Origin of the sequence: Nonomuraea sp. NPDC049158 (genome assembly GCF_040648335.1) — a bacterium.
Taxonomy (GTDB): Bacteria; Actinomycetota; Actinomycetes; order Streptosporangiales; family Streptosporangiaceae; genus Nonomuraea.
In genome coordinates this window covers 43122-60823 of record NZ_JBEZDM010000028.1, presented here as the reverse complement: position 1 = coordinate 60823, position 17702 = coordinate 43122, and the positions used below count along the sequence as shown (strand labels likewise).

The 17702-nt window shown below is 68.5% G+C and carries 16 protein-coding genes and 1 tRNA gene; 13 read left to right on the top strand and 4 right to left on the bottom strand.

Translation table 11 applies throughout. The annotated features are described in order from the left end of the window. Nucleotides 1–41 precede the first annotated feature (41 nt). From AB0B61_RS41500 to AB0B61_RS41485, 4 genes are read left to right on the top strand one after another with little or no spacing between them, the layout of a single operon-like run. Entirely contained in the window at nt 42–812 is a 771-nt protein-coding gene (locus AB0B61_RS41500; RefSeq protein ID WP_358444439.1) for a trans-aconitate 2-methyltransferase, read from the top strand. 21 nt (nt 813–833) lie between these two features. Further along, on the top strand, nt 834–1169 hold the full coding sequence (locus tag AB0B61_RS41495) for a glyoxalase (protein WP_358444436.1): 336 nt from the start codon (nt 834–836) through the stop codon (nt 1167–1169). A gap of 53 nt (nt 1170–1222) precedes the next feature. Further along, complete coding sequence (locus AB0B61_RS41490; RefSeq protein WP_358444433.1) at nt 1223–2713, top strand: CYTH and CHAD domain-containing protein; 1491 nt, start codon at nt 1223–1225, stop codon at nt 2711–2713. Then, nucleotides 2710–3885 carry a cytochrome P450 gene (locus AB0B61_RS41485; RefSeq protein ID WP_358444430.1) on the top strand — a complete coding sequence of 392 codons (1176 nt, stop codon included), beginning with the start codon at nt 2710–2712 and terminating at the stop codon, nt 3883–3885. Before AB0B61_RS41490 ends, AB0B61_RS41485 begins: the two co-directional genes overlap by 4 nt. 3 nt (nt 3886–3888) lie before the next feature. On the opposite strand, the gene AB0B61_RS41480 is transcribed toward AB0B61_RS41485, so the two are convergent. The 4 genes from AB0B61_RS41480 to AB0B61_RS41465 all read right to left on the bottom strand — a co-directional run bounded on the left by AB0B61_RS41480 (nt 3889) and on the right by AB0B61_RS41465 (nt 8728). Then, entirely contained in the window at nt 3889–4722 is an 834-nt protein-coding gene (locus AB0B61_RS41480) for an NUDIX hydrolase (RefSeq protein ID WP_358444427.1), read from the bottom strand. Continuing rightward, nucleotides 4715–6775: an RNA degradosome polyphosphate kinase gene (locus tag AB0B61_RS41475; protein ID WP_358444424.1), complete on the bottom strand. Its 2061-nt coding sequence runs from the start codon at nt 6773–6775 to the stop codon at nt 4715–4717. The genes AB0B61_RS41480 and AB0B61_RS41475 overlap by 8 nt, the downstream gene beginning before the upstream one ends. Nucleotides 6776–6828: 53 nt before the next feature. After that, nucleotides 6829–7695: a TetR/AcrR family transcriptional regulator gene (locus AB0B61_RS41470; protein ID WP_358444685.1), complete on the bottom strand. Its 867-nt coding sequence runs from the start codon at nt 7693–7695 to the stop codon at nt 6829–6831. Between the two features lie 94 nt (nt 7696–7789). Beyond that, nucleotides 7790–8728 carry an acyl-CoA desaturase gene (locus AB0B61_RS41465; protein ID WP_358444421.1) on the bottom strand — a complete coding sequence of 313 codons (939 nt, stop codon included), beginning with the start codon at nt 8726–8728 and terminating at the stop codon, nt 7790–7792. Between the two features lie 232 nt (nt 8729–8960). On the opposite strand from AB0B61_RS41465, the gene AB0B61_RS41460 reads away from it, so the two are divergent. The 9 genes from AB0B61_RS41460 to cysN all read left to right on the top strand — a co-directional run bounded on the left by AB0B61_RS41460 (nt 8961) and on the right by cysN (nt 17513). Next, nucleotides 8961–9032 (top strand) — tRNA-Gln (locus AB0B61_RS41460). A gap of 119 nt (nt 9033–9151) precedes the next feature. Next, nucleotides 9152–10603 (top strand): bifunctional UDP-N-acetylglucosamine diphosphorylase/glucosamine-1-phosphate N-acetyltransferase GlmU, encoded by a 1452-nt coding sequence (gene glmU / locus AB0B61_RS41455; RefSeq protein WP_358444418.1) that lies wholly within the window; start codon nt 9152–9154, stop codon nt 10601–10603. 64 nt (nt 10604–10667) lie between these two features. After that, on the top strand, nt 10668–11645 hold the full coding sequence (locus tag AB0B61_RS41450; RefSeq protein ID WP_225296325.1) for a ribose-phosphate diphosphokinase: 978 nt from the start codon (nt 10668–10670) through the stop codon (nt 11643–11645). Nucleotides 11646–11737: 92 nt separating this feature from the next. Further along, nucleotides 11738–12352 carry a 50S ribosomal protein L25/general stress protein Ctc gene (locus tag AB0B61_RS41445; RefSeq protein ID WP_358444415.1) on the top strand — a complete coding sequence of 205 codons (615 nt, stop codon included), beginning with the start codon at nt 11738–11740 and terminating at the stop codon, nt 12350–12352. Between the two features lie 60 nt (nt 12353–12412). After that, the gene (gene pth, locus AB0B61_RS41440) at nt 12413–12997 is read left to right on the top strand and encodes an aminoacyl-tRNA hydrolase (protein ID WP_225296328.1); all 585 of its coding nucleotides are present in this window, start codon (nt 12413–12415) and stop codon (nt 12995–12997) included. Nucleotides 12998–13196: 199 nt separating this feature from the next. Beyond that, nucleotides 13197–14549, top strand: coding sequence for a sugar transferase (locus tag AB0B61_RS41435; RefSeq protein WP_358444682.1), 1353 nt, complete (start codon nt 13197–13199; stop codon nt 14547–14549). Further along, nucleotides 14549–15313 carry a 3'(2'),5'-bisphosphate nucleotidase CysQ gene (locus AB0B61_RS41430; RefSeq protein ID WP_358444411.1) on the top strand — a complete coding sequence of 255 codons (765 nt, stop codon included), beginning with the start codon at nt 14549–14551 and terminating at the stop codon, nt 15311–15313. Before AB0B61_RS41435 ends, AB0B61_RS41430 begins: the two co-directional genes overlap by 1 nt. Nucleotides 15314–15331: 18 nt before the next feature. Further along, nucleotides 15332–16246 (top strand): sulfate adenylyltransferase subunit CysD, encoded by a 915-nt coding sequence (cysD, locus tag AB0B61_RS41425; RefSeq protein ID WP_358444408.1) that lies wholly within the window; start codon nt 15332–15334, stop codon nt 16244–16246. Nucleotides 16247–16250: 4 nt separating this feature from the next. Then, nucleotides 16251–17513: a sulfate adenylyltransferase subunit CysN gene (cysN, locus tag AB0B61_RS41420; RefSeq protein ID WP_358444405.1), complete on the top strand. Its 1263-nt coding sequence runs from the start codon at nt 16251–16253 to the stop codon at nt 17511–17513. The last annotated feature ends 189 nt before the right edge of the window (nt 17514–17702 follow it).

The window sequence follows — 17702 nt, the reverse complement described above, 5'->3', positions numbered from 1 at the left end:
GTCTTGACATCGAGATACATATCTCGATATCAATTATCTCTATGTCGAGAGATATCTGGGATCCCACCATATACGCCAGGTACGCCGACGAGCGAGCACGCCCGTTCTTCGAGCTGACCGCCAGAATCGGTGCCGACAGCCCTGATTATGTCGTGGACGCCGGCTGTGGCACCGGCGAACTCACCCTCGAACTCGCCCGCCGCTGGCCCCAGGCTACCGTGGAGGGCTTCGACGCCTCCCCGGCCATGATCACCAAGGCTCGCCAGCACCAGCAGCAGCGGTTCACGGTCGCCGATGTCACGACGTGGCGGCCCGACCGGCCGGTGGACGTCCTGGTCTCCAACGCCGTCCTGCAATGGGTGCCCGCGCACCGTGACGTGCTGGAGCACTGGATCGACGCGCTGAGCCCCGGCGGGTGGCTGGCCTTCCAGGTGCCCGGCAACTTCAGCGCACCCAGCCACGTGGCGATCCGCGAACTCTGCGCCGCGCCCGAGTGGTCCGATCGGCTCGGTGACCTCAACCGGGGCCTTCCGGTGGACGACCCCATCGACTACGTCGACTTCCTGAGCGGCTGCCGGGTCGACGCCTGGGAGACGACGTACGTCCATCTCCTCCAGAGCGACAACGGCGACAACGCGGTACTGAACTGGATCTCCGGCACCGCCCTGCGCCCGGTCTTCGACCGGCTGGACCCCGACGAGCAGAAGAAGTTCACGGCCGAGCTGGGGCGGCGGCTCGACGAGGTCTATCCGGCCAGGCCGTACGGCACGCCGTTCCCGTTCCGGCGCGTCTTCGTGGTGGCCCAGAAGTGATCACCTAGGTAGGGGTACGGAATGATCATCGGCCTGCATCACGTCCAGCTCGCGGCGCCCGCGGGGAGCGAGCCGCTGCTGAGGGAGTTCTACGGCGGCGTCCTCGGGCTCCAAGAGGTGTCAAAGCCGCCTGAGCTGGACAAACGTGGTGGTGTCTGGTTTCGTGGCCGGGGCGTGGAGGTGCATCTCGGCATCGAGGACGACTTTCGGCCCGCCAGGAAGGCGCACCCGGCGTTCCTGGTGGACGACCTCGGCGCCTTCAGCACAGAACCACCCGAAGATCTCCTCCCCGGCTACCGCCGGATCTACCTCATGGACCCCGTGGGGAACAGAATCGAGCTCCTCCAAGGCGTGTGAAGTTCGTCCAGCGGTGGCATGATTGTCCAAATCGGCCAAGGCTGTGAGGTGCTGTGGGCATCGAAATCGAGGACAAGTTCGACGTTCCCTCCGACTATGCGATACCCGACCTGAGCAAGCTGGCAGAGATCTCGGGCCCGAAGAGTTACCAGCTCGTGGCGCTCTACTACGACACGCCCGATCTGCGGCTGGCCACCCGGGGCATCACGCTCCGGCGAAGACGCGGCGGTGACGACGCCGGCTGGCATCTGAAGCTGCCCAAGGCCAAGGGCGTACGCCAGGAGATCACCCATCCGCTCACCCGGAGCACGAAGATGGTGCCCGCCGAGCTGGCCGAGCTCGTCCGCGCCTACACCCGCGGCGCGGAGCTCCAGGTGGTGGCCGAGCTCGACACCCGCCGGACCGTCACGCTGCTGCACGACGGCCCGACCGGGCTCGTCGAGGTCGCCGACGACCGCGTCAAGGGCACGGTCTTCGATGCCGAAGAATCAGAAGGCGGGCCGCGGGTCGTGCGGTGGCGCGAGGTCGAGGCGGAGTTGCTGGAAGGCGACCAAGCCCTGCTCGCCAAGGTCGGCAAACGGCTCAGAAAGGCCGGCGCCACCCCGTCGGAGTCGGCCAGCAAGCTCGCCAGGCTCCTCGAACCACCACCTCTCGCCCAGGCTCCCACGAAGGACGGCTCCGCCGGCCAGACCGTCATGGACTACCTGGCAGGCCAGGTGACGGCCCTCCTCTCACAAGATCCCCGCGTACGGCGAGCGGAACATGACGCCGTCCACCAGATGCGCGTCGCCTCCCGGCGGTTGCGGAGCGCGCTGAGGGCGTTCGGCGGCATCATCACCGGCACGAAGCGGATCCAGGACGAGTTGCGCTGGCTGGCCACCGTGCTCGGCGAGGCGCGTGACCTGGAGGTGATCAGGGCCAGGTTCGCCCGCGAGCTGGCGGCGCTGGCCCCCGAGCTGGTCACCGGCCGCATCCTGGCCAGGCTCGGCGACGACCTGCACGCCCGCGAGCTGGAGGCGTACGAGCACATCAAGGACACCCTCAGCGGCGAGCGCTACTACGCGCTGCTCAACGCCCTCGACACGTTGACGGCCAACCCGAAGCTGACCAAGGCCGCGGCGGAGCCGGCGCACGACAAGCTCAGTGACGTGGCCGCCGAGAACTGGGACCGGGTGGCCAAGATCTACGACACCGCCCAGGCGATCTCGGATCTCGAACGCCGCGAGCTCGCCATGCACGACGTCCGCAAGGCGGCCAAACGCGCCCGTTACACCGCCGAGGCCCTCCAGCCCACGCTCGGCAAGAGCATGGTCAAGCTGGCCAAGCACGCCGCGGCCGTACAGGAGGTGCTCGGCACCCATCAGGACGGCGTGGTGGCGCAGGAGACGCTGGCCAAGGAGGCGGAGGCCGCGCGGCAGGCGGGTGAGGACACCTTCACGTACGGCCTGCTCATCGGCCTCGAGCGGGGCACGGCGGAGCGAGCGCACGCGGACTTCCCCAAGGTCTGGGCCGAGACGGCGCGAGCCATTAGGAAACTACTATGAGTGACTTACCTGTCATACCTTTCGCACGACAGGACGCCTTAGAGGTCCCCGCGGCCTATCGAGAGCTGCGGGCCGACAAGGGCATCACCCGGGTGCGGACCCGGGTGGGTGACGAGATCTGGCTGGTCAGCGGCTACGAGGATGCCCGCAAGCTGTTCGCCGACTCTCGGCTCGGGCGCTCGCATCCGGAGCCGGAGAAGGCGGCCCGCGTCTCCGGTTCCGCGCTGCTCGGCGGTCCCCAGGGCGACAGCGCGACCGAGAAGGCCGACAACGAGCGGATGCGCCGGCTGTTCATGCCGTCGTTCTCCGCCCGCCGGATGAAGGCGCTCAGCGACCACGTGGGCACCCTGGTGGACGAGCGGCTGGACCATTTGGCGACTCTGACGCCGCCCGCCGACCTGCACGCCGAGCTGTCCTTCCCGCTGCCCGTGCTGGTCATCTGCCAGCTGCTCGGCGTCCCCTTCGAGGACCGGGCCTACTTCAGCGGCGTCTCCAGCCGGATGGGCGACGTCGCGAACGAGGCCAAGGGCATGGCGGCGCGCGAGGAGCTGGGCGCGTACATGGCCGGGCTCATCGAGCGCAAGCGGCACGAGCCCGGCGAGGACGTCCTGTCGGATCTGGCCGGGGTGCTGGACGACGACGGCAGGGTGGCGCAGCTGGCCGGCGGGCTGCTGTTCGCCGGGCACGAGACCACGGTGAACCGCATCGACTACGGCGTGCTGTTCCTGGAGGCCAATCCCGACCAGCTCGCGCTGCTCAAGGCCGATCCCGGACGGGCGCCCGCCGCCGTCGAGGAGATCCTGCGCATGGCCTCGCCCAGCCTGCACGGCCTGCCCCGCTACGCCCACGGCGACATCGAGATCGGCGGGGTCACGATCCGCAGGGGCGAGGCCGTGCTGATCATGCCCGGCGCCGCCAACAGGGACGAGCGGATCTACCCCGACCCCGACACCTTCGACGTCGGCCGGAAGTCCCTGGACCCGCACCTGAGCTTCGGGTACGGCCCGCGCTACTGCATCGGCGCCAGCCTGGCCAGGGTCGAGCTCGAAGGCGTGTTCAGCCGCCTCTACCAGCGCTTCCCAGACCTGCGCGTGGCCGTGCCGCTCGATCAGCTCCGCCGCAACGAGGGCCGGATCACCGAAGGCGTCGCCGAACTCCCCGTCACGTGGTGACCCTCAGGTCGTGTAACGCTCCACACTGACGACCCGCTCGCCCAGCCGGTGCAGGACGGCGAACGCCCCCTTGCGCAGCTGCACGTCCTTGCCGCTGAGCGAGCGGATCAGGTCGGGCAGCACCTTGCCGTGGCTGGACACGGCCGCCGCCGTCCTGAGCTCCGTGACCAGCGCGGGCGTCTTGTCCGCGTCCTGGCCCTCCTCGCTGAGCAGCGGCTCGGTCCTGATGTCCCGGCCGTACGGCTGGAGCGTCTGTACGCATCGGAGACTGGGCGAGCTGACCAGGACCTCGGGCCGGTAGGCGGGCAGCACCCGGGCGATGGTCTCCGCCTGGGCCCTGCCGTCCGTGTCGAGGGGGCGCAGGGCGTCATCACGCTTCCACGCCTGCCTGGAGCCCGCGGAGCCATGCCGTACCAGGACAAGGGGGACGGTGTCGAGCGGCGCCGCCTCCAGAGAGTGGAGCAGGCCCGCGTCCCACTCCCAGGTCAGCAGCTCGCGGGCGCGGTCGAGCGGCAGCCAGCGCAGCTCGTCCACCTCGTCGTTGGGGGCGAACGCCACGCTCTCGGCCGTGGCCTGGGCCGCCCAGTAGTCGACCCGCTTGAGCCGGTCCGTGATCAGGTAGTGGACGGGCGGCAGGGCCCGGCCGAGCGTCGTGACCAGGCCGGTCTCCTCGCGCACCTCGCGCAGCGCGGCGGCGATCACGTGCTCGCCCTGCTTCAGCTTGCCCTTGGGAAAGGTCCAGTCGTCGTAGGCCGGGCGGTGGATGACGGCCACCTCGGGGTGGCGCTCGTCACCACGCCACACCACGGCCCCGGCCGCGCGGAGCGGGTCAGTCATCAACGCTCCTCCAGCGGCGGGTGCCGATCAGAATGTTCTGCAGGTCCTCGCCCGGATGCCGCACCCAGGTGCCGTCGGAGTTCAGCAGCCACGCGCTGGTCGTGTCGGCGGTGGCGCGGTCCATCAGGTCGATGAGGTACGCCCGGTGCTGCTGGCTGGTCACCTTGACCAGGGCCTCGACTCGGCGTTCCAGGTTGCGGCGCATCAGGTCGGCGCTGCCGATCCACACCTCGGGCCGCCGTCCCAGGCCGAACTCGTAGATGCGGGAGTGCTCCAGGAAACGCCCCAGCACCGACCGTACGCGGATGTTCTCCGACAGGTCCGGGATGCCAGGGCGGAGGGCGCAGATACCCCGCACCCACAGGTCCACCTGCACACCGGCCCGGGACGCGCGGTAGAGGGCGTCGATGAGCGGCTCGTCCACCAGGGAGTTCGTCTTGATCCTGATGCGCGCGGGACGGCCGGCCTCCTGGTGCGCGATCTCCCGCTCGATCCTGGCCATCAGGCCGCCGCGCAGCGAGTGCGGGGCGACGAGCAGCCTGCGGTAGGCGGAGTGGTTGGAGTAGCCGGTCAGGTGGATGAACAGGTCCGTGACATCCTCGCCGACCAGCGGGTCCGCGGTGAGCAGGCCGATGTCCTCGTAGTGCCTGGCCGTCTTGGGGTTGTAGTTGCCCGTTCCGATGTGGCAGTAGCGGCGCAGCTCGCCGGACGGCTCCTGCCGTACGACCAGGGCCAGTTTGCAGTGGGTCTTGAGCCCGACCACGCCGTAGACGACGTGGCAGCCGGCCTTCTCCAGCTTGCGCGCCCACTCGATGTTGGCGTGCTCGTCGAAGCGGGCCTTGATCTCCACCACCACGACGACCTGCTTGCCCGACTCGGCCGCGTCGATCAACGCGTCGACGATCGGGGACTTGCCGCTGGTCCGGTAGAGCGTGTGCTTGATCGCCAGGACGTTCGGGTCCTCGGCCGCCGCCTCGATGAAGCGCTGCACGCTGGTGGCGAAGGAGTCGTACGGGTGGTGCAGGAGCACGTCCCGCTCGCGCAGCGCCGCGAAGATGTCGTCGTCGGCCAGTACGGCCTCAGCGGGGACGAACGGCCGGTAGCTCAGCTCGGCCCGGTCCAGGTCGGCGAGGGCGTGCAGCCCGGTCAGGTCGAGCGGCCCGGCGAGCTGGTAGATCTCGTGCGGCGCGACTTCGAGCTCCTCGACGAGCAGGTCGAGCACCTCGGGCGTGATGGTGTCCTCGACCTCCAGCCGAACGGCCGGGCCGAAGCGGCGGTTCTTCAGCTCCCGCTCCAGCGCCTGCATGAGGTTCTCGGTGATGTCCTCGTCCACGTCGAGGTCCTCGTTGCGGGTCACCCTGAAAGCGTGGTGCTGGACGATCTCCATGCCCTTGAAGAGCTGGCCCAGATGGGCCGCGATGACATCCTCCAGCGGGACGAACCTGTCCTTGGAGGCGGTGACGAACCTCGGCAGCTGCGAAGGCACCTTGACCCGGGCGAACACCGTGTGATCGTCCACCGGATTCCGCACCAGGACCGCCAGATTCAGGCTGAGTCCCGAAATATAGGGAAAAGGGTGTGCGGGGTCGACGGCCAGCGGCGTCAGCACCGGCCGGATCCGCTCCCTGAACAGCTTGCGCAGCTCCGTGCGCTCCTCGCGGCCCAGGTCGTCCCATCTGACGATCTCGATGCCCTCGGTGGCCAGCTGCGGGCAGACCTGCTCGTGGAAGACTGCCGAGTGCCGCTTGGCCAGCGTGTGGGAGATCGCGGCGATCCGGGCCAGCTCCTCGCGCGGTTTCAGCCCGCTCTTCGTCCTGAGCAGCAGTCCGGTGGCCATCCGCCGTTTCAGCCCGGCCACGCGTACCCGGAAGAACTCATCCAGGTTGCTGGCGAAGATGGCGAGGAAGCGCACGCGTTCGAGGAGGGGGAGGGAGGAGTCCTCAGCCAGTTCCAGGACGCGTTCGTTGAACTGTAGCCAGCTCTCCTCACGGTTGAGGAACCTCTCCTGCGGCAGGGGAAGGTCACTCTCGGGATGAAGCGGTTCCGCGGACATATGAGAAATATGCCCCATTTGGTTGAACAGAACGTGAACTAAGCGGCAACGGCTTATTCCACCTGGTCAGGTTGCTCCAACCGAGCCGCGCGCTCGACCAGCCGGGCCTCCCGCTGGCGCAGCTTCTCCTCGCGCTCGCGGGCCTTCTCGGCCTCCTTCAGCAGCCGCTCGCGCTCCTTCAGCTCGCGGACCCTGGCCTTCTCCGCCTCTTTGAACTCCCGCTGACGGGCCTTCTCGGCCTCCTTGAGCTCCTTGTCGCGGGCCTTCTCCAGCTCGCGCAGCTCCTTCTCGCTGGCGCGCGGCACGGCGACGACCGGATGGGCGCGGCCCGTTGCGGTGATGGCCGGCTGCGGGTTGAGCCCGGTCAGGCCGTTCCAGGCCAGGTTCACCACATGGGCGGCGACCTCCTCGCGGCCCGGCTTGCGTACGTCGAGCCACCACTGACCGGTCAGGGCCACCATGCCGACGAGCATCTGCGCGTACATCGGCGCCAGTTTGGGGTCGTAGCCGCGGGACACGAACTCGTCGGCGAGTACGTCCTCGACCTGGCTGGCGATCTCGCTGATCAGGCTCGCGAACGTGCCCGTGCCCGAGGCGGCGTGCGAGTCGCGCACCAGGATGCGGAAGCCCTCGCTGCTCTCCTCGATGTAGTGGAGCAGTGCCAGGGCCGCCCGCTCCAGCTTGATCAGCGAGTGGGAGGCGGAGAGCGCCTCGGTGATCATGCTGAGCAGCTTCTGCATCTCCCGGTCGACCACGACCGCGTAGACGCCCTCCTTGCCGCCGAAGTGTTCGTAGACCACCGGCTTCGAGACCTGGGCCGTTGCCGCTATCTCCTCGATGGAGGTCCCGTCGAACCCCTTCTCGGCGAAGAGTGTGCGGCTGATCTGGATCAGCTGCTCTCTTCGCTCTCTGCCGGTCATGCGCCTGCGAGATCTGGGTTCGGTCACGGTTTCCATAATGGCGGTGCCCGAAGATGAGCCCGTCATCAAAGGACCGGTCAGCAAGGAGCCGGAATCAGCCAATGCGCTTCGCCGCCAGGCGTTCGGGGGTCGGCCAGCGCACGTCGTGGACCCAGCCGAGCCGCTCGAAGATCCGGATGACGCCGGCGCTGAGGTCGATCTGACCCTTCAGCGCGCCGTGCCTGGCGCAGGTGGGGTCGGAGTGGTGCAGGTTGTGCCACGACTCGCCGAAGGAGGGGATGGCCAGCCACCACACGTTGCGCGACTTGTCGCGGACCTGGAAGTCCTCCTCGCCGAACACGTGGCAGATCGAGTTGATCGACCAGGTCACGTGGTGCAGCAGGCCGATGCGGACCAGCGAGCCCCAGAACAGCGCGGTCAGCGCGCCCTGCCAGGACCAGGTGACCAGGCCGCCGAGGATGCCGGGCAGCAGGAGCGAGGTGAGGGCCAGCGGGCCGAACCACTTGTGCAGCTTGACGACGTCGTCGTCCTTGACCAGGTCGGGGGCGTACTTCTCCCGGTTGGTCCGGTCGGCGTCGAACATCCAGCCCATGTGCGCGTACAGCAGGCCCTTGGACAGCGACTTGAAGCCGGGCCCGAAGCGCCACGGCGAGTGCGGGTCGCCCTCCTTGTCGGAGAACTTGTGGTGCTTGCGATGCGTGGCCACCCAGTCCAGCACGGACATCTCCAGCGAGAGGCTGCCCGCGATGCCCAGCGCGATCTTCAGGGGCCGCTTGGCCTTGAACGAGCCGTGCGTGAAGTAGCGGTGCAGGCCGACGGTCACACCGAGCCCGCTCACGACATAGAAGACGAACGCGATGACGATGTCGCTCCAGCCGAGACCCCATCCCCACGCGAACGGCACCGCGGCCACGATCGCGATGAGGGGGAGTCCCACCACGAGGGCGAAGGTGACGAGTTCGGCCTTGGTCCGGGGCTCGGGTTCGACGTCGGGCTTCGGTCCTGGGGAGGTGCGCTCGGTGATAACGGTCATGGGCTACCTCTCACGACATGTATGAGGATGAATGTCCTGGCTACGCCACCGTAACCTACGCCATCGTAAGTTAGTAAGACCTAAGCGGCGAGTGTGGCGAAGGCGACTTCTGCCCTAGGAGAGGAGTAGCTTCTCTACCTTGTGGCTTTTCGGGCGGTCTGTTATGTGGCGCGCGCGAGGGCCAAGGATCGGTATCGTAGGAGTGCGTCGGACGCTCAGGTGTCCGATTTAGTCCCGGATCGTCTAATCGGCAGGACAAGTGGTTTTGGTCCACTTTGTAGGGGTTCGAGTCCTCTTCCGGGAGCTTGGAGGCACTCCCCGCCGCTAGAGCGCGAGTGTCGGTTGGGTATCCTCACGGTGTCGGGAGGGTGGCGGTGCGACAGCTGCCGCCCCGAACCGCCCAGCCACAGGGAGCCCCAGTCCGTGAGTGTGCCGCGCCCGGCCGCAGTCATCGTCCTCGCCGCAGGCGAGGGCACCCGGATGAAGAGCCAGACCCCCAAAGTCCTGCATGAGATGTGCGGCCGCACTCTGGTCGACCACATGCTCACCGCCGCTCGGGGCCTCGGTCCCGAACGGCTCATCGTCGTCATCGGCCATGCCTCCGAACGGGTCGGCGCGCACCTGGCGGAGACGAGCCCCGACGCGCGCGCCGTCGTCCAGCGTGAGCAGCGCGGCACCGGCCACGCCGTCCGCACCGTGCTCGAAGAGCTCGGCACGATCGCCGGCACCGTCCTCGTCACCTACGGAGACGTGCCGCTGCTGCGTACGGAGACCCTCGCCGAGCTGCTCCACCGGCACACGGGTGACGGCAACGCGGTCACCGTGCTGACGGCCCAGGTGCCCGACCCGACCGGCTACGGGCGCATCATCCGCGACCCCGGCGGCGCCGTGCTGGAGATCGTGGAGGAGAAGGACGCCACCCCGGAGCAGCGCGCCATCACGGAGATGAACTCCGGTATCTACGCCTTCGACGGGCTGTTGCTCGCCGACGCCGTCAAGCGGGTCTCGACCGACAACTCGCAGGGCGAGGAATACCTCACCGACGTGCTGTCCATCCTGCGGGAGGAGGGGCACCGGGTCGGCGCGCACATCGCCGCCGACTTCAGCGAGGTCGAGGGCGTCAACGACCGGGTGCAGCTGGCCTTCGCCCGCAAGGTGCTCAACCAGCGGCTGCTCGAGGGCCACATGCGCGCCGGAGTCACGATCATCGACCCGGCCAGCACGTGGATCGACGTCGGCGTCGAGATCGAGCCCGACGCGGTCGTCCACCCCGCCACGCAGCTGCACGGCCATACCGTCATCGAGGCCGGAGCGGAGGTCGGGCCGGGCTCCACGCTCACCGACACCAAGGTCGGCGCGGGCGCGGTCGTGCGCAACGCGGTCTGCGACCACGCCGTGGTCGGCCCGGAAGCGAGCGTCGGCCCCTACGCCTACCTGCGCCCCGGCACCGTGCTCGGGCACAAGTCCAAGGCGGGCACGTTCGTCGAGATGAAGAACACCCAGGTCGGCGACCGGTCGAAGGTGCCGCACCTGTCGTACGCGGGCGACGCCACGATCGGCGAGGACGTCAACATCGGCGCGGCCGTGATCTTCGTCAACTACGACGGCGTCAACAAACATCGCAGCACGGTGCGCGACGGCGCGTTCGTCGGCTGCGACTCCATGCTCGTCGCCCCCGTGACCGTGGGCGACGGCGCGTACACCGCGGCCGGTTCGGTCATCGACAGCGATGTCCCTCCGGGCGCGATCGGCGTGGCCAGGGCGCGACAGCGCAACATCGAGAAATGGGTCTTGCGCAGGCGCGCGGGCACGAAGTCGGCTGCGGCGGCCGAAAGGGCGCTGGCCGAGCAGGAACAGCAGGAGAGTGGGGCATGACCGAGCTTGCCGAGGTCATCAGTAACAACCGCACCATGGTCACGAGACCGGCGAAGGAGATCTCATGACCAGCATCAAGCAGCCGGGCGAGAAGAACCTCATGCTCTTCTCCGGCCGGGCCTACCCTGAGCTCGCCGAAGAGGTCGCCGAGCACGTCGGCGTCTCACTCACCCCCACCAAGCTGATCGACTTCGCCAATGGCGAGATCTACGCCCGCTACCTCGAATCCGTCCGCGGCTGCGACGCCTTCGTGATCCAGAGCCACACCGGTCCCATCAACCAGTGGATCATGGAGCAGCTCATCATGGTCGACGCGCTGAAGCGGGCCTCCGCCAAGCGCATCACCGTGGTCATGCCGTTCTTCGGCTACGCCAGACAGGACAAGAAGAGCCGCGGCCGCGAGCCGATCACGGCCAGGCTGATGGCCGACCTGTTCAAGACCGCGGGCGCCGACCGGCTCATGTCGATCGACCTGCACACCTCGCAGATCCAGGGCTTCTTCGACGGCCCGGTCGACCACCTGTTCGCCATGCCGGTGCTCGAGAGCTACCTGAAGAACCGCCTCGACCTGGCCAACACCACGGTCGTCTCGCCCGACACCGGCCGGGTCCGGCTGTCGGAGCGCTGGGCCGACACGCTCGGCACGCCGCTGGCCTTCATCCACAAGCGCCGCGACCTCGACGTGGCCAACTCGGTGAAGGTCAGCGAGGTCGTCGGCAAGGTGCAGGGGCGCACCTGCGTGCTGATCGACGACATGATCGACACCGCGGGCACCATCTGCAAGGCCGCCGACGCCCTCTACGAGCAGGGCGCCACCAACGTGATCACCGCCGCCACCCACGCGGTGTTCTCCGATCCCGCGGTCGACCGGCTGAAGAACTCCCGGATCTCCGAGGTCATCGTCACCAACACCCTGCCGTTGTCCCAGGCCAACAGGTTCGACAAGCTCACCGTCCTGTCGATAGCGCCGCTGATCGCGCGTGCGATCACCGAGGTGTTCACCGACGGGTCGGTCACCAGCCTGTTCGAGGGCGACACCTGAGCCGGTAGACTTTCACGGTTGCGTTCGTAACGCCTTCCGCTAGGGCGGGTGAGGGGGAACGCAAATCCCGCAAAGCATCCCTAGGAGATGTCGTGTCTGAAGTACGTATCGCCGCCGAGCCGCGCACCACGTTCGGCAAGGGCGCCGCTCGCAAGATCCGTCGTGACAACAAGGTGCCCGCGGTCCTCTACGGCCACGGCACCGACCCCAAGCACCTGACGCTGCCCGGCCACGAGGTGCTCCTCGCGCTCCGCACCGCCAACGTGCTGATCCACCTCAAGGGCGACGGCGTCGACGAGCTCGCGCTGCCCAAGGGCGTTCAGCGCGACCCGATCAAGGGCTTCGTCGAGCACGTCGACCTGCTCCTGGTCAAGCGGGGCGAGAAGGTCACCGTCGACATCCCGGTCACCACGGTCGGCGACGTCAACTCCGAGGGCCTGCTCGACCAGCAGCTCGTCTCCGTCTCGATCGAGGCCGAGGCCACCCACATCCCGACCGGCGTCGAGGTCGACGTCGAGGGTCTGGTGATCGGCACCGTGGTCACGGCCGCCGACCTCAAGCTGCCCCAGGGCGCCACGTTGATCGCCGAGGGTGAGACCGTCATCCTCCAGGTCATCGCCAAGCCGGTCGAGGAGCCCACGGAGGCCGAGGCCGAGGCTGCTGAGGCCGCCGCGACCGCCACGGTCACCGAGGAAGCCGGCGAGTAACAACCGCTGTTCGGCGACGGGGCAGCCGGTAGGCTGCCCCGTTTCGCTTGAGGGAGACATATGGACCGCTGGTTGATCGTCGGGCTCGGCAATCCGGGCGCCGAATACGCCGGCAACAGGCACAACGCGGGCTTCATGGTGCTCGACGAGCTGGCCGCCAGGGCCGGCGGGCGGTTCAAGGCGCACCGGAGCCGGGCCGAGGTCCTGGAGTCCAGTCGCGCGGTGCTGGCCAAGCCGCTGACGTACATGAACCTGTCGGGCGGCCCGCTCAAGGCACTGTCCGACTTCTACAAGCTCGGCCCCGACCGGCTGATCGTGGTCCACGACGAGCTCGACGTCCCCTACGGCGCGCTGCGCGCCAAGCTCGGCGGCGGCGACAACGGCCACAACGGGCTGAAGTCGATCACCAAGGTGCTCGGCACCCGCGACTACCTGCGGGTCCGCTTCGGCATCGGGCGCCCGCCCGGCCGCATGGACCCAGCCGCCTACGTGCTCAAGGACTTCGCCACGGCCGAGCGCAAGGACCTGGCCTTCCTGGTCGACCGGGCGGCCGACGTGGTGGAGTCGCTGATGGAACGTGGGCTCGAGACCACGCAGAACGAGTTCCACCGCGCCGATCTCCACATTTCCGGCCCTCCACGCTGACCATCGCATAGAGGCGTTCGCGGTTTCCCGCGCCTCACTCAACGCTACGATCTGGTGACTGTCTGTTGATCAACGGTCACGTGGAGGATTCGTGCGCGACGGCGATGGGCTGCTGACCGCTGTCCGGTCCGGCCACGCCAGGTCCGGGCGGCTCAGTCCGCACCTGCCCCCCTGGATACGCGCCTACCGTGTGCGCGCCATGCTCGGCGACTTCCTGTGCGCGGGGGCCGCCTCCGGGTTCGCGTTCTTCGCCAGGTTCGGCGGTTTCACCGCCTACTCCGCGCCGTACCTCATGGTCAGCCTGGCCCTGCCGGTGCTGTGGATCTGCACGGTCGCCTTCAACCGGGCCTACGAGCCCCGTATGCTCGGCATCGGCTCCGAGGAGTTCCGCCGCGTCGTGCAGTGCGGCGTCGCGCTGACCGCCGCGACGGCCATCGGCTCCTACGTGACCAAGACCGACATCGCCCGCGGCTACGTGGTCCTCTCCCTGCCGCTGGTGACACTCCTCACTCTTTTCTGCAGGTACGCCCTGCGCCGCTCGCTCCACCGGCGCCGAGCGGCGGGCGCGTGCATGCGCAAGGTGGTGGCCGTCGGGCACGCCTCCGCCATCGCCGAGCTGGTCCACCTGTTCCGCAGGGAGCCCTATCACGGCATGGAGGTCGTGGCCGCCTGCCTGCCCGACGACGCGCCCGGTGAGCGGGTCGGGGAGGTGCCGGTCGCGGGCGGCTTCAGCGACGTGTCGATCGTGGTCGACCAGTCCGGCGCCGACACCGTGGCGGTGCTGGCCTGCCCCGAGATGGACGGTCAGGCGCTGCGGCGGCTGGCCTGGCGGCTGGAGCGCACCCGGACCGACCTGGTGGTCGCCCCGGCGCTGATGGACGTGGCCGGGCCGCGCACGATGATCCGGCCGGCCGCCGGGCTGCCGCTGCTGCACGTCGAGCACCCCGAGCTGGCGGGGGTCAGGCAGCTGGTCAAGAACGGCTTCGATCGGGTGGTGGCCGCCCTGCTGCTGGTGTGCCTGGCTCCGTTGCTGGGCGGGCTGGCGCTGGCCGTACGCGTGAGCAGTCCCGGGGCGGCGCTGTTCAGGCAGATCAGGGTCGGCAAGGACGGCCGGCCCTTCATGATCGTGAAGTTCCGCACGATGCGGCGCGGCTCGGAGCAGCAGAAGATCACCCTTGTCAGCGACAGCGACGGTGTGCTGTTCAAGGTCCGCAACGATCCCCGGGTGACGCCGCTCGGCACGCTGATGCGGCGGCACTCGCTCGACGAGCTGCCGCAGCTCATCAACGTGGTGCTCGGGCACATGTCGCTGGTCGGACCCCGCCCGCCGCTGCCGGAGGAGGTCGCCCGCTACGGCGACGACGTCCGCCGGAGGCTGCTGGTCCGGCCGGGGCTGACCGGCCTGTGGCAAGTCAGTGGAAGATCCGACTTGTCCTGGGAGGAATCGGTCCGCCTCGACCTGCGTTACGTGGAGAACTGGTCTCTCATGCTGGATCTACAGATTCTTTGGAAAACCTGGTCGGCCGTCGCCCGCGGGCAAGGAGCTTATTGATGACGATTCGGGACGACCATGCCCTCGCTGCCGATCTGGCGACGGAGGCTGGCGAGCGGTTGCTGGAGGTTCGCCGGCGTACCGGTTTCGCCGACGCGTCCGCGTTGCGGGCCGAGGGCGACCGTAGCGCGCACGTCTTCCTGATGGAGTCGCTGGCCCGGCTGCGGCCGAGCGACTGCGTGCTCTCCGAGGAGGCCACCCGCGAGGAACGCCTCGACCCGCGCAGGCAGAGCGCCTCACGGGTGTGGATCGTCGACCCGCTCGACGGCACCCGCGAGTTCTCCGAGGAGGGCCGGTCCGACTGGGCCGTCCACGTGGCGCTCTGGGAGCGGGGCGCGCTGAGCGCGGGCGCGGTGGCGCTGCCCGCCCAGGGCCGCACCCTCTCCACCGCCGAGCCGCCCACGCTGCCCACCTTCGACAAGGGCCGCTTCCGCATCGCGGTCAGCCGTACCAGGCCGCCCGAGTTCGTGCAGAAGCTGGCCTATCTGGTCGGCGCCGACCTCGTGCCGATCGGGTCGGCCGGGGCGAAGATCTCCGCCGTGCTCACCGGCGAGGTCGAGGCGTACGTGCACGCCGGCGGCCAGTACGAGTGGGATTCGGCCGCGCCCGTCGCCGTCGCGCAGGCGGCCGGGGCCCACGCCAGCCGCATCGACGGCTCGCCGCTGACCTACAACCAAGCCGACCCCTCACTACCGGATATCCTTGTTTCCCTACCTGACTTGGCGTCTGCCCTGCTCGCCGGGATTCGGGACCTGCATCGCTGAAGGCCGGAGGAAGCCCCTATGCTCCAGCGCGACTACACGACGTCGCAGCTCGACGTACTCGAAGCCGAGGCCATTCACATCATGCGTGAAGTGGCGGCGGAGTTCGAGCGTCCCTGTCTGCTCTTCTCGGGCGGCAAGGACTCCATCGTCATGCTGCGGATCGCCGAGAAGGCGTTCTGGCCGGCACCGATCCCGTTCCCGCTGATGCACGTCGACACCGGCCACAACTTCGACGAGGTCATCGAGTTCCGCGACCGCCGTTCCGAGGAGCTGGGCGCCCGCCTGATCGTGGCCAGCGTGCAGGATTCGATCGACGCCGGACGTGTGGTCGAGGAGACGGGCCGCCGCGCCTCGCGCAACCGCCTGCAGACCACCACGCTGCTCGACGCGATCGAGGACCAGGAGTTCGACGCCGTCTTCGGCGGCGCCCGGCGCGACGAGGAGAAGGCCCGCGCCAAGGAGCGGGTGTTCTCCTTCCGCGACGACTTCGGCCAGTGGGACCCGAAGAACCAGCGCCCCGAGCTGTGGAACCTCTACAACGCGCGGATCCGCAAGGGCGAGCACATCCGGGTCTTCCCGCTGTCCAACTGGACCGAGCTCGACATCTGGGACTACATCCGGCGCGAGGGCATCGAGATCCCGTCCATCTACTTCTCCCACACCCGCAAGGTCTTCGAGCGTGACGGCATGCTGCTGCCCGACTCCGAGGTCGTCAAGCGGGGCGACGACGAGCCGCTGTTCGAGGCGGTGGTGCGCTATCGCACGGTGGGCGACATGACCTGCACCGGGGCCGTGCAGTCCGCGGCCGCCACGGTGGAGGAGATCATCGAGGAGATCGCGGTCACCCGGATCACCGAGCGCGGGGCCACCAGGGCCGACGACCGCGCCTCGGAGGCCGCCATGGAGGATCGCAAGCGGGAAGGCTACTTCTAAACCCATGGACATTCTGCGTTTCGCCACGGCGGGAAGTGTCGACGACGGCAAGTCCACCCTGATCGGCCGCCTGCTCTTCGACTCCAAGGCGATCTTCGAGGACCAGTTGGAGGCGGTCGAGCGCACCTCGCGCGACCGCGGCACCGAATACACCGACCTGTCGCTGCTCACCGACGGCCTGCGGGCCGAGCGGGAGCAGGGCATCACGATCGACGTGGCCTACCGCTACTTCGCGACGCCGCGCCGCAAGTTCATCATCGCCGACACGCCCGGGCACATCCAGTACACCCGCAACATGGTCACCGGCGCCTCCACCGCCGACCTGGCGATCATCCTCATCGACGCGCGCAAGGGCGTCCTGGAGCAGTCGAGGCGGCACGCCTTCCTGACCACGCTCCTGCGGGTGCCCCACCTGGTCCTGGCCGTCAACAAGATGGACCTGGTCGACTACTCCGAGGAACGCTTCGAGGAGATCCGTGAGGAGTTCACGGCCTTCGCCTCGAAGCTCAACGTGGCCGACCTGACGTTCATCCCCATCTCGGCGCTCAACGGCGACAACGTGGTCTCGCGCTCCGAGAACATGCCCTGGTACCACGGCTCGTCCCTGCTGCACCACCTGGAGAACGTCCACATCGCCTCCGACCGCAACCTGGTCGACGTGCGCTTCCCCGTCCAATACGTGATCCGCCCGCAGCGGGCCACCGACCACGCCTTCCACGACTACCGCGGTTACGCGGGTCAGGTGGCGGGTGGCGTGCTCAAGCCCGGCGACGAGGTCGTCCACCTCCCCTCGGGCCTGGCCACCCGGATCGCCTCGATCGACACCTTCGACGGGCCGGTGGAGGAGGCGTTCCCGCCCATGTCGGTGACGCTCCGCTTCGAGGACGACATCGACATCTCGCGCGGCGACATGATCGCCCGGCCCAACAACCAGCCGCAGGTGGCGCAGGAGATCGACGCCATGATCTGCTGGATGGCCGACAGCGCCAAGCTGGCACCGCGCTCCAAGCTCATGATCAAGCACACGACGCGGACCGCTCGGGCGCTCGTCCGCGACCTGCACTATCGGCTCGACGTCAACACGCTGCACCGCGACGAGACGGCCACCTCGCTGTCGCTCAACGAGATCGGGCGGGTGTCGTTGCGGATCACCCAGCCGTTGTTCGTCGACGACTACTCGCGTAACCGGCTGACCGGTGGATTCATCCTGGTGGACGAGTCCACGAACTCGACCGTCGGGGCCGGCATGATCATGGACCTGCGGTAGTCGACTGATTCGATGCGGGCGCCCGGCGAGCCGGGCGCCCGCATCGGCGTGCCCGGCGCTGAGGGATTGGCGCAGACGTCCGGCGAGCGGGGCGCTCGCATCCACGCGTCCATGCCTGAGTGCTTGGCGTAGGTGGCTTGTGGCTCGGGGCCTTAGGTAGATCCTTTGTCGTTTCGCGGATGGGATGAT